Genomic DNA, 10,893 nt, shown 5'->3' with positions numbered 1-10,893 from the left:
CTTGGCAGGGTCTGAAGCGAGGGCCGCCGCAAACTTCTCGGCATCGAACTCGATGGTGCCGTGCTTGGTGATGTTGATGCCGACATCTGCGGGGGAGTGGCCGTTGATCGGCATCGAGATCGCCGAGAGCAGGCTCTGTTTCGCCGAACGCACGGTGCTGTCGCCCGAGAAGACTCCGCCGGTCGTTGCCCCGTCGGTGCCAATAGAGACCTTGGTGCGGGCGTCGATGAAGGAGAAGATCTCCGTAAGAGACGTGACGAGGTCCTTAGCGACCTTGGTCGCCCCTTCTACGTCGCGAGCAACGGTAAGAGTGACGGGGTTCGGGTCGGCCTTGGCCACCGTCACCGACACACCAGGCAGCAGTGCCTCGAATGAGTTTGTGGCCGAGGTCACCGTCTGCGACGCGGCAGTTCCCGCCCACAGGGTGATCTCGGCATCTTGAGCCGCCGTGATGATCGCGGCACCGGGGGTGGCCAACACATCGACTGCCGTCGACGCTGCCACGTCTGCCGCAGTGCCCTGGTAGATCGAGAAGCCAGAGGTCGCGCCCGTGCTGGTTCCGGTGAGTTGAAGCCTGAAGAGGGGGTCGCCGCTGCCGTCGACACCCGAGGCCACCTTGAGTGCCCTGACTCCGACGCCTGCGTCGTTGATTGCCTTGGCGACGGCGTCGAGCGACGAGGAGGCCGGGGTGAGCTCTGTCGTGGTGCCGTTGCTGCCCACGATCGTGAGCGTCGGGGGCGTCGACCATTCGCGCATTGCCGCGGTGACGCCGGACTGCGCCTGTGCGAGCTTGTCAACGACAAAATCGATTGATCCGGCCGCTGCGCCACTGCCTACGGTGGCCGTTGCGCCATCCGAACTGGTCAGCGCGGTGTGCAGGTCGAGCGCCGTTGGCTTGGCCGCGGCTTTGGATAGGTCTCCCAGAGCAGCGATGCGCTGGTTGAGGGCCTGAAGCACCGTGACGATGCTGGTCGTGCGGGTTGCTTTGTTCTTGAGAAGCGTCTGGGGGACCGCTTCGATCTGCATCAGAGAGGCAATGAGTTCCTTTGTCGGAAGCCCACTGGCGAGGCCATCAAGCGAAATTCCCATGATTTCCTCCCCCTGATTTGGTGTTAGGTGCGTGTGATGTAGGTGCGCGAATGTGACCAACACCCGGTGGCAGCCGTGCAGCGAGATTCAGGCTCGCGCACCGCCGCCCCCGGGCGTTGGCTATTCACTGTGCTGCTTAGCCGAGGAGCTGAAGAACGCCCTGGTTCGACTGGTTTGCCTGAGCAAGCATCGCGGTGCCAGCCTGCGACAGGATGTTCGCGCGGGTGTAGTTGACCATCTCGCTTGCCATGTCGGTGTCGCGGATACGCGACTCCGCAGCGGCAAGGTTCTCCGCCGAGACGTTGAGCGAGTTGATCGTCGACTCGAAGCGGTTCTGCACGGCACCGAGGTTGGCGCGTGAGGTGGAGATAGCCGTGATCGCGGTGTCGATCGCGGTGATGGTCGTCTGTGCAACGCCGTTGCTGTCAACGTCGAAACCAACACCTGCGGCGGTTCCGTCAGCGGACGCAAGCGTTCCGACCGACGTAGCAACGTTGGCGAGGGTTACGGCAATGGCGTTGTTGGCGTCGCCGTTGGCACCCACCTGGAACGTCAGCTCGGCACCCTTGAGCAGGTTGATGCCGTTGAACTTGGTCGACTCCGTGATGCGGTAGAGCTCCTTGCTGAGCTCTCCGGCCTCGGTCTCGATCGCCGTGCGAGCCTCGGGGCTGTTCGAGTCGTTACCACCCTGAACAGCGAGGTCACGCATACGCTGGAGGATGGAGTGAACCTCGGTCAGGGCGCCTTCTGCGGTCTGGATGACCGAGATGCCGTCCTGGGCGTTACGAGCGGCAACGTTGAGTCCGTTGACCTGCGAGCGCAGGCCCTCGGAGATCGAGAGGCCGGCCGCGTCGTCCGCTGCACGGTTGATACGCAGACCACTGGACAGCTTCTCCAGCGACTTCGACAGGTCGTTCTGCGTGTTGGACAGGTTGCGGTACGAGTTGAGTGCCGCGACGTTGGTGTTGATCTGCATACCCATGGTGTTTTCCTCCGTGATGTGGGTTGTGGTTCACCAGCCCATCCATGGGCCGGTAATCCTAGCTATCGGCTGCCGTTCGGCATCCGTTAGAAGGAATTCTTAAATTGTGGTGATCTCTGTCAGGATGCGATGGTGCGGTCGAGCGCCGTTCCCGCGGTTGCCATACGGCTCATGCCGCTCGTGGCCTGGCCGGCGAGGCGGGCGAGGTAGGCGCTGCGACTCGCGGCAGAGATGCGGGATTCCGGAGCGCGTTCGATGTCGTCGTCGGAGAAGTGGGTGTTCATGCCGTCGCGCAGCAGGCGAATGGCCTCCGAACGCTGCTGGGAGACAGCCGAGTGGGTGATCCCCATCTCTTCTGCGATCTCCTTGACGGTCTTGTCGTCAAAGTAGATGGCCGTGACAATGTGGCGCATCTTCTCGGGCAGCACGTCGACGGCGGAGTGCAGGAATCCGGTGCGCTCCGCTTCGAGCACGGTGTCTTCTGGCTGCTGCGACTCGGAGACGAGCAGTTCGGCGGTGATCTCGTCGAGTGTGCTCATGGTGCGGCCGGCATCCGCCATGGCCTCCTGGGCTGAAGCGCGGTCGACGCCGAGCGCTGCGGCGATCTCATCAACAGAGGGAGCGCGGCCGAGGGTTGCCGTGAGCTGCTCTTCGATCGCCATCGTCTGCTTAATGCGCTTGCGGGTACCGCGGCTTGCCCAGTCGCCCGCGCGGAGCTCGTCGGCGAAGGCGCCGGTAATGCGCTTGCGAGCGAACGCGCCAAAGGGAATGCCGAGCTCAGGCTTGAACGACTCGGCGGCCGAGATCAGGCCGAGTGCGCCCGCTGAGGCAAGGTCGTCCCGCGAAAGGTGGGTGGCCCGAGCGCAGAGCTCGGAAACCAGATATCCCACGAGTGGCAGGTTGTCGACCACCAGTGTGTTGCGCGCAGTGAGATTCACCAGCATTACCCCCGTTGTGCTTAAAAGCGTGTGGAACATGTTTGGGTAAGCGACGTGCTGGTTCGGGTCCGAACGTCCAGTCGAGACTGCCGGGTGAGGCCGCTTCGGGTGACCACAACCGCCGTGATCCTCGACTGTTTGTCGCCTTTGATCGATTGCGATCTCGGCGACTGCGGCGACTCTATGCCCGCGAAAGGGCCAAACTCTCACCCAACACCTGAACTTTTTTTGGTCACTGTCCCCCCTAGGGGGGAGCAGCTCCCCATAACTGGGGTAGACGACACACGTAGCGGCATTGCCGAAGAGATTCGGATATATCCCCTAACGGAGCCGCTAGCCTTGCCGATAGTCCATTTCAAGCGCCGACCCGGGCGACTGACTACGACGCTGTGCGCCGTGACCCCGATAAACGAACGACAGGAGAGACCGTGGGAGCCAACGACGTGTCCGCCACCCTGTGGCGAGAACGCGAGCTCCTCGAGCTCCTGCTCTTCAAGCTAGAAGAAGAACAGCTCCTTCTCACCGCGGGCAAAACCCGCTGGCTCCAGCACGCAACCCGCGAGGTCGAGCAAGTGCTCGAACGGCTTCGACCCCTCAACCTCACCCGCACGGTCGAGGTTTCTGCCCTCGCAGAAGAATGGGGCGCGCCGGGCGAAGCGACGCTGCGCGACCTCATCAACCACGCTCCAGAAGGCCCCTGGTCAGAGATCTTCTCGAACCACCTGACCGCGATGACCGAGCTCACGGGCCAGATCGCCCAGCTTCGTGACTCGAACGAGCAGTTCCTGCGGTCTGCCCTTCGCTCAACGCAAGAGACCATTGCAGGGATCGGCAACGATCCCGGCACCTACGACGCCTCCGGCCAGGCCAACGACTCTGGCACCGGGGCCCGACTCATCGACGAAAGACTCTAGGCGGCACCATGAGCACCTTCAGCGGACTTAACACCGCCTATACCGCCCTCACTGCGGCCCGCAACGGGCTGGATGTCGTGGGGCAGAACATCGCCAACCTCAACACCCAGGGCTACACCCGGCAGCGCGTGACGACCGCCTCGATTGGCGGGCTCGCGAACGTGGGCGCCCTCTCCCACGGCGTCACGGTAGGCCAGGGCGTCGCCACCGAGGGCATCGCGCGTCTCGGCGACATCTTTCTCGACTCCAAGGTTCGTTCGTCCGCCGCCTCTTCTGGCTACTGGAACGTGCGGAGCAGCGCTCTCGACACGATCGAGAGCGTCCTCCAGGAGCCCGGCAAGAACGGCATCTCCAACCAGCTGCAGACGTTCTGGTCCGCGTGGCAAGACGTTTCGAACCGGGCCGGCGAGCCAGCATCCGCCAGCGTTCTCCTCGAGCAGGCCGGCGTTCTCGCTGCCCGCATCGGCAATGGGTACACCGAGATTGCGGCCGAATGGTCTGATCTGCGCGCCCAGACGGATGGCATGGCTTCGGAACTCAACGAAGCCGCCTCGCAGGTGGCCGGGCTCAATGGCCGCATCCGAAGCGCCCTCGCCGCTGGCGAGTCGGTCAACGAACTCATGGACAAGCGCTCGAGCCTCACCGCCACGATCGCCTCTCTCGCGGGAGGAACGGCGCGCGAAACCGCCGACGGCACGGTCGAAGTCCTTATCGGTGGCAACGCCATCGTGAGCGGCGACACGTTCAGGCCCATCTCGGTGGCCGGCGGGCGCATCATGGCCGACGGAGCCGGCGACCCCGTGCGACTGGAGTGGAACCACCGGCCAGACACCCCCATCTCCCTCGATGGCGGCGAAATCGCTGGCGCAATCGCGTCACTCGCCCCCGCAGATGCAACCCGAACGGGCGGCTCCCTTGCCGGGGCAGCGGCGTCGTTCACCGCCCTCGCCGTTTCTCTTCACGACCGAGTGAACTCAGTCCACCGCACCGGAGAAACCGCCAACGGTTCCACCAACCTCGATTTCTTCGGCTGGGCCGGCGGCGTCGTCGACGCCCGCAACCTCGTCGTCGTCGCCACCTCGGTCGACACCATCGCCTCGTCGAACTCCGGTGCGGGCGCCTACAACGGCGGTATCGCCGACGCGATCTCGCAGATCGGCGTCGACCCATCCGGCCCCTCCGCCGTGTGGTCCACGATCGTTACGGGAATCGGTGTCGCCTCCCGCACGGCCGGTCACCAGGCAGACCTCTCCACCATTTCGGTCAACGCTGCAATCGGTGCACAGCTCGCGCACTCGAGCGTCGACATCGACGAAGAGAACATCAACATGCTGAGCTTTCAGCTCGCCTATCAGGGCGCCGCCCGGGTCATGACGGCCGTCGACGAGATGCTCGACACCCTCATTAACCGCACCGGCGTCGTAGGGAGGTAACCCGTGATCACCAGAACCACGAGCACCCTTCTGATGCGCACAGCGCAGCAGAACCTGCAGAACTCAATGGCCACGCTCGGCGCGGTACGGGAGAAGGCGACAAACCTGCAGCGCATCGGCCGCCCCTCCGACGACCCCATCGGCACGGCCAACTCCCTGCTCGTGCGCGCGGAGCAGGCGTCAACAGACCAGTACAAGCGCAACATCTCCGACGGGCTCGGATGGCTCTCCACCGTTGATTCCACCCTCAGCAACGTCACCGGCCTTCTCAACCGCGTACGCGACCTCACGGTGCAGGGCGCCAACGACGGCGCAATGTCGCCGACCGCGAAGGAGGCGATCGCCGTCGAGCTCGAAAGCCTGCGAGAAGACCTCCTCGTGCAGGCCAACAGCACCTACCTCGGCCGCACAATCTTCGCCGGCAGCTCCAACGCAGGTGCCGCGTTCGTCGCAGACCCCACCAGCCCCGACGGCCTCGCCTTCAGCGGCGCGCCAGGCAGCTCCGTCGAGCGTCGCATCGACGGGCACTCGCTTGTTCGCGTCGATTCCGATGGCACCACGGTCTTCGGGCAGGGTGCAGCCTCGGTGTTCGCGCTCGTCGACTCGATTGTCGCCGACCTGCGGGGCGGCACCAACGTGGGAGTCAAGCTCGTTGACATCGATGCCAGACTTGAAGTGATCAAGGGAGAGTGGGCCACGGTCGGCACACGGCATTCCCAGGTGATGAAAGCGGAGGAGACCACGATGTCGAAGGCTATTGCCCTCGAATCGCAGCGGTCCGAGATCGAAGACCTCGACCTCGGCAGGGCGATCCTTGACCTACAGGCTCAAGAGGTCTCCTACCAGTCGGCCCTCGCCGTTTCGGCCCGCGTTCTTCAGCCCACGCTCATGGACTTTCTGCGATGAGCGCCGCAGCGCTGACCTTCGTGGTTCCGCCGCCCGGGTTCGCCCCTCACGTCGACTTTCTTCTCGAAGAAGTTGCCGGGGCGATGGGTCTGTTCACCCTGCGTGCCGTTGGCGCCAGCGAACAGCGGCTCTATGTGCTCAACGCCGGGGTTTACCTGCCGGCGTATAACCCCGAGATCAGCGATCAGCAGGCGGCGAGCCTCGCCCTAGACTCCGCCGACGACGCCCTCGTGCTCGTGGTGGCGAACCCCGGCATCGACGGAACGACCACCACCAACCTCATGGCACCGATCGTGGTCAACTCCACCACCGGCGCGTGTGCGCAGTTCATCCTGGACAACCAGGAATGGCCCCTCCGGGCGGAACTCGCGCGCGTCTAGTCCAGGGGGCGGCCGCCCATGCTCGTGGGGGTTATATCCCACACATGGTGCACCACGTCGTGCAGCAGATACTTGGCGAAGCTTTCGACCGTGAACACCGCGCCATCCGAGCGGCGACCCGTGCGCGACCACTGCTCGCCCCGCACCCCCGCAAACTCGTCGGCGATCGACTCGCCCGCCTGAGCGAGCTCTTTCACGACCGTGGCGGGATCTTGCCCCGCATAGTTATCGGCAATCGCCGTAGCATCCTGATCCCAGTTGGCAAACTGTGGGTCGATCTGCGTGAGCATGAGGGTGAGCCGCTCGTGAAAGAGCCGATACACGTCACGAACGTGGGCGGCGTATTCGAGCGGCGACCAGGTGACGTCGTTGGGCCGTGCGACAACATCGGGCCTGTCGAGCAGTCGCGGCCACGCGGCAGCGTTCGCCCGAATCATGTCGGGAACATCGCCAGATCCAAACGTAGAAGCGTCAAAGTGGCATTCCGGGCACGGGGTGGTCAGCACCCAGGTCCAGTCTTTAGTGTCGGGAGTGATAGCCATACCCCATCGTGGCGCACCCGAGACACCGGTACCGTATATTTCATGCCAGTTTTTTCTGCCGATGTGGTCGCTGCAGTTCTTCACCACATGAACGACGACCACCGTGACGACAACGTGCTCATCGCCCGTGCCTTCGGGGATGCTGCCGCAACGTCGGCAACAATGACCGACCTCGACGAAAATGGGGGGCGGTGGAGCTACGTCGCCGACAGCGAGACGCACGAGCTCGAGGTTCCGTGGTCGACCACCATTTCGGAGCGGGCCGAGATCCGCCGCGAGATCGTCGTGCTCTACGACGCGGCGTGCGAGCGGTTGGGGCTCGAACCGCGCCCCCACTAAGGGTCACCTGCGCCGCCCAGTGCCCTTCTCGCGGCTGGCCTTTTGTTGATCGAGGCCTGCGTAACTGAAGAAACGTACTGACACCGTGTCGGCACATTGCTAGTATTAGGGTGACCTAACTAGCCTTTGGAGTACCGCTGTGACCCTCATCCCCTTCTCTCAGGCCCTACGCGAACGCACGTGGGCCAGCCACGGCGAAAGCGAGGGCGCGGGATTCATGACCAACCTCATGAAGGGCGAAGGCACCCTCGACGACTACACCCAGCTCGTCGTGCAGCACTTCTTCATCTACGAGGTGCTCGAGGAGATCGCCGCCGCTAAGGCCAGCGATCCCGACGCGAGCGCCCTCTTCTCTGCAGAGCTCGTGCGCATGCCGGCGATCGAAGCAGACCTCGATCACCTCATGGGCGAGGGATGGCGCGACCGCATCAGCCCGGTGCCCGCCACGGTTCGCTACTGCGAGCGGATGCGCGAGGTTGCCGACTGGACCGGCGGCGTCATCGCCCACCACTACACGCGGTACCTCGGCGATCTCTCGGGTGGCCAGCACATCGGCAAGCTCATGCAGCGCCACTTCGGCCTCGGCGCTGAGGGCGTTGCCTTCTATAGCTTCGCCGAGATCGAGTCTCCGGCCGAGTTCAAGGATGCCTACCGGGCAGCCCTCGACTCGATCGAGTGGACAGAAGAGGAGCGCGGCCGCGTTATCGAAGAGGTCCTGGTTGCTTACCAGTTCAACACCGACCTCTTCTTTGACCTCGATGCTCAGAAGGCCGCAACCGCCGCGGCATAGTTGCGCAGCGGGGGAGCCTAGGACGCGGCGATACCCGGCACCGTGGCTGCCTGTGACATGAATCGGCGCACGTTGTCGTCCACGATGATGTCGGATGGCCGCAGCGGTCTGCTCATATAGAGACCGTCGAGCGACGCGATGCGGCTAAGGGCCACGTAGGTCTGGCCGGGAGCGAACGAGCGCGCACAGAGGTCGACAATCGCGCGGTCGTAGGTTTTGCCCTGGGACTTGTGGATCGTGACGGCCCAGGCTGCGCGCAGGGGAAACTGGGTGAACTCCGCAACGATGTCGCGCCTGAGCTGTTTTGTGGTTGCCGAGTAGCTGTACTTGATCTTCTCCCACACGGCAGGAAGCACCTCGTGCTCGTCCCCGTCGACCATCACCTTGACGGTGTTGTCGATTCGCGAGACGGTGCCGACGGTGCCATTGACCCAGCGCTGATCGGGGTCGTTACGCAGAAACATAACCCTGGCCCCCACCTTGAGCTGCAGGTTTTCATCCGCCGGGTATGAGCGCCCACCAAAGTCTCCGTTGACCTCGGCTGTCGCTGTGCGTGAGCGGCCGGGCAGTCGGGCAAGCGAACTGGCGTTGATGCGGTTGACGGTGTCGTTGCGGCTTGCGAGGGTAATCGCGTCGTCAACGGGAGCCGGCCGCGCCCCCACCTCGTTGAGCTGCCCGGCAATCTCCGCAGTGACCATGCCGTGCCGCACGGCATTGAGCATGTACTTGAACGCCTCTTCGTGCTGGCGGTGGATGACCTGCAGCTCGAAGATGCGCAGCTGTGTCTCGTTCCACACCTTGGCGTCAAAGAACCACATCGATCGGTAGGTGTCGGCAAAGTAGGCGCGCTCATCAGCATCGCCCGGCACGGGGGCGAGCTGGTAGGGGTCGCCGAAGAGAACGACCTGAACGCCGCCGAAGGGTTCGTTCTTGCGCTGCCGCGCCTGACGCAGGCTGCGGTCCATCGCGTCGACCAGGTCAGCATTCACCATCGAAACCTCGTCGATTACGAGGGTGTCAATCGTGTTGAGGAGCTTGCGCAGCTCTGGCCCCTGCTCGATCTCGTGATCGGCGATCACACCGATCGGCAGACGAAACAGCGAGTGGATGGTCTGGCCACCCACATTGAGGGCTGCAACGCCGGTGGGGGCACAGATGACGATCTGCTTCGACGTGTTCCACGAGAGGTGGTTGAGCAGAGTCGATTTTCCGGTTCCGGCACGACCGGTTACAAAGATGTTCTCGCGCGTGTTCTCAATCGTGTCGAACACCGCAGCCTGTTCAGCGGACAGGGTCAGATCGCTCATTCGAGTCCCCTCCCCGCAATAATCACCTGGTCTAATCTACCGCCCCCTCACCCCAGGAGTAGCCGAGAGCCTCCGTCTAGGATGGCCTCATGACGGTGCGATCTGGGGAGGAATCTGCTGACCTGCGCCGCCGAATTCTCATCCGCGCATCCGCGCTCTTCGGCATTCTCGTCGTTGCCTTCGTTGCGGTCGTGATCGCGCTCAACACCTCGGTGTTCAGCGCCTCTGGATTCGTCTCGAGCTACCTCAATGCCGTCGCCCGCCACGATCTTCAAGCGGCGCTGGCGATGCCCGGTGTCACGGCGAGCGGCGACCCCACCGACGAAGTTCGTGCCGACACCGAAGCTCAGGCAACCGCTCCGAGTCCGGGGCCAGCGGGAGCGAGGGCGGAGCAACCCGAGGCTGCGACTCCCACGAGCGTGCCGAGCAATGCCCTCTTGGTTCGCGAGGCCCTCACCTCCCTTGAGAAGATCGAGCTGGTCGACGACGACGCTCGAGACGATGGCACCCATGCTCTCTCCTACTCTTATGAACTCGACGGCACACCGCAGACCTCGACCTTTATCGTCGAGCGCACGGGCATCCATCTGGCCTTCTTCTCCGCCTGGTCGTTCGCCCAATCGCCGCTTACGACCCTAGAAATCACCCCGCTCAACACCCTCGAGTTCGAGTCGAACGGCATTTCGGCCGTCGCGGTGAATGGTCCTGGTCAGCCAACGCCATTTGCGGTTCTTGTTCCCTCGGCACTGTCGATCAGCCACAACTCCACCTATCTGGTCGCCGAGCCCCAGACCGCGCTCATTCTGCGCCCGGGCGAACCCGAGGAGTTCACGCTCGAGGTACACGCGAGCGCGGAGTTCATCGAGTCCGTGCAGCAGGAGCTCGAGGCCCAGCTCGATGGCTGTGCCGCGCAGAAGGTACTGCTGCCCACCGGATGCCCGTTCGGCAAATCGATTTCTGATCGCATTGACGGTCTGCCCCAGTGGTCGACCGTCGACTACCCCGTCGTGTCGATCGTTGCCGGCGAGCAACTCGGCACCTGGCTCATCGAACCCACTCTGGGGCTGGCCCGACTCTCGGTCGACGTGCGCTCACTGTTCGACGGCACGGTCACGAGGCTCGAAGAAGACGTGAGCTTTAGCGTGTCATACCTTGCAACGTTCACGAGCGACGGAGGCCTCATCCTCACCCCCATGGAACCCAGCTAACGCTGCACCGAGCGAGAAGCGGGTCGCAGAGCTACCGACGAGCTGGGTCGTGCGTCGCATCCTCG

The 10,893-nt window shown here is 63.8% G+C and carries 12 protein-coding genes; 7 read left to right on the top strand and 5 right to left on the bottom strand.

Going from position 1 to position 10,893, the window contains the following annotated elements:
• The 3 genes from fliD to AC062T_RS00435 form a co-directional block, all read right to left on the bottom strand.
• The coding region (fliD, locus tag AC062T_RS00445) for a flagellar filament capping protein FliD (RefSeq protein ID WP_476026331.1) at positions 1-1,089 on the bottom strand (1,089 nt) is incomplete at its 3' end.
• A 136-nt stretch (positions 1,090-1,225) separates the two neighbouring features.
• Positions 1,226-2,071, bottom strand: coding sequence for a flagellin N-terminal helical domain-containing protein (locus AC062T_RS00440; protein WP_199220437.1), 846 nt, complete (start codon positions 2,069-2,071; stop codon positions 1,226-1,228).
• A gap of 119 nt (positions 2,072-2,190) precedes the next feature.
• Entirely contained in the window at positions 2,191-3,015 is an 825-nt protein-coding gene (locus AC062T_RS00435; RefSeq protein ID WP_476026328.1) for a sigma-70 family RNA polymerase sigma factor, read from the bottom strand.
• 422 nt (positions 3,016-3,437) lie between these two features.
• Here AC062T_RS00435 and flgN point away from each other — a divergent pair, with 422 nt between their 5' ends.
• The 4 genes from flgN to AC062T_RS00415 are packed head-to-tail and all read left to right on the top strand — an operon-like array spanning position 3,438 to position 6,642.
• Complete coding sequence (gene flgN, locus AC062T_RS00430; RefSeq protein ID WP_108518539.1) at positions 3,438-3,923, top strand: flagellar export chaperone FlgN; 486 nt, start codon at positions 3,438-3,440, stop codon at positions 3,921-3,923.
• 8 nt (positions 3,924-3,931) lie between these two features.
• The gene (gene flgK, locus AC062T_RS00425; protein WP_476026326.1) at positions 3,932-5,356 is read left to right on the top strand and encodes a flagellar hook-associated protein FlgK; all 1,425 of its coding nucleotides are present in this window, start codon (positions 3,932-3,934) and stop codon (positions 5,354-5,356) included.
• Between the two features lie 3 nt (positions 5,357-5,359).
• On the top strand, positions 5,360-6,262 hold the full coding sequence (locus AC062T_RS00420) for a flagellin N-terminal helical domain-containing protein (protein WP_233245515.1): 903 nt from the start codon (positions 5,360-5,362) through the stop codon (positions 6,260-6,262).
• Complete coding sequence (locus AC062T_RS00415) at positions 6,259-6,642, top strand: flagellar assembly protein FliW (protein ID WP_476026324.1); 384 nt, start codon at positions 6,259-6,261, stop codon at positions 6,640-6,642. The genes AC062T_RS00420 and AC062T_RS00415 overlap by 4 nt, the downstream gene beginning before the upstream one ends.
• On the opposite strand, the gene AC062T_RS00410 is transcribed toward AC062T_RS00415, so the two are convergent.
• Positions 6,639-7,184, bottom strand: a complete 546-nt coding sequence (locus tag AC062T_RS00410) for a DinB family protein (protein ID WP_476026322.1) — start codon at positions 7,182-7,184, stop codon at positions 6,639-6,641. The two genes, AC062T_RS00415 and AC062T_RS00410, sit on opposite strands and share 4 nt — an antisense overlap.
• Before the next feature lie 42 nt (positions 7,185-7,226).
• Between AC062T_RS00410 and AC062T_RS00405 the strand changes: the two genes are divergently transcribed.
• Both AC062T_RS00405 and AC062T_RS00400 read left to right on the top strand, forming a co-directional pair.
• Positions 7,227-7,523 carry a DUF2470 domain-containing protein gene (locus AC062T_RS00405; RefSeq protein ID WP_476026320.1) on the top strand — a complete coding sequence of 99 codons (297 nt, stop codon included), beginning with the start codon at positions 7,227-7,229 and terminating at the stop codon, positions 7,521-7,523.
• A gap of 139 nt (positions 7,524-7,662) precedes the next feature.
• Complete coding sequence (locus AC062T_RS00400; RefSeq protein ID WP_476026318.1) at positions 7,663-8,313, top strand: biliverdin-producing heme oxygenase; 651 nt, start codon at positions 7,663-7,665, stop codon at positions 8,311-8,313.
• Positions 8,314-8,330: 17 nt separating this feature from the next.
• On the opposite strand, the gene AC062T_RS00395 is transcribed toward AC062T_RS00400, so the two are convergent.
• On the bottom strand, positions 8,331-9,620 hold the full coding sequence (locus AC062T_RS00395) for an ATP-dependent DNA helicase (RefSeq protein ID WP_476026316.1): 1,290 nt from the start codon (positions 9,618-9,620) through the stop codon (positions 8,331-8,333).
• Between the two features lie 89 nt (positions 9,621-9,709).
• Here AC062T_RS00395 and AC062T_RS00390 point away from each other — a divergent pair, with 89 nt between their 5' ends.
• Positions 9,710-10,828, top strand: a complete 1,119-nt coding sequence (locus tag AC062T_RS00390; protein WP_476026314.1) for a hypothetical protein — start codon at positions 9,710-9,712, stop codon at positions 10,826-10,828.
• Positions 10,829-10,893: the final 65 nt, after the last annotated feature.

The organism is Homoserinimonas sp. (assembly GCF_056262345.1).
This window is presented reverse-complemented; position numbering and strand designations above follow the sequence as displayed.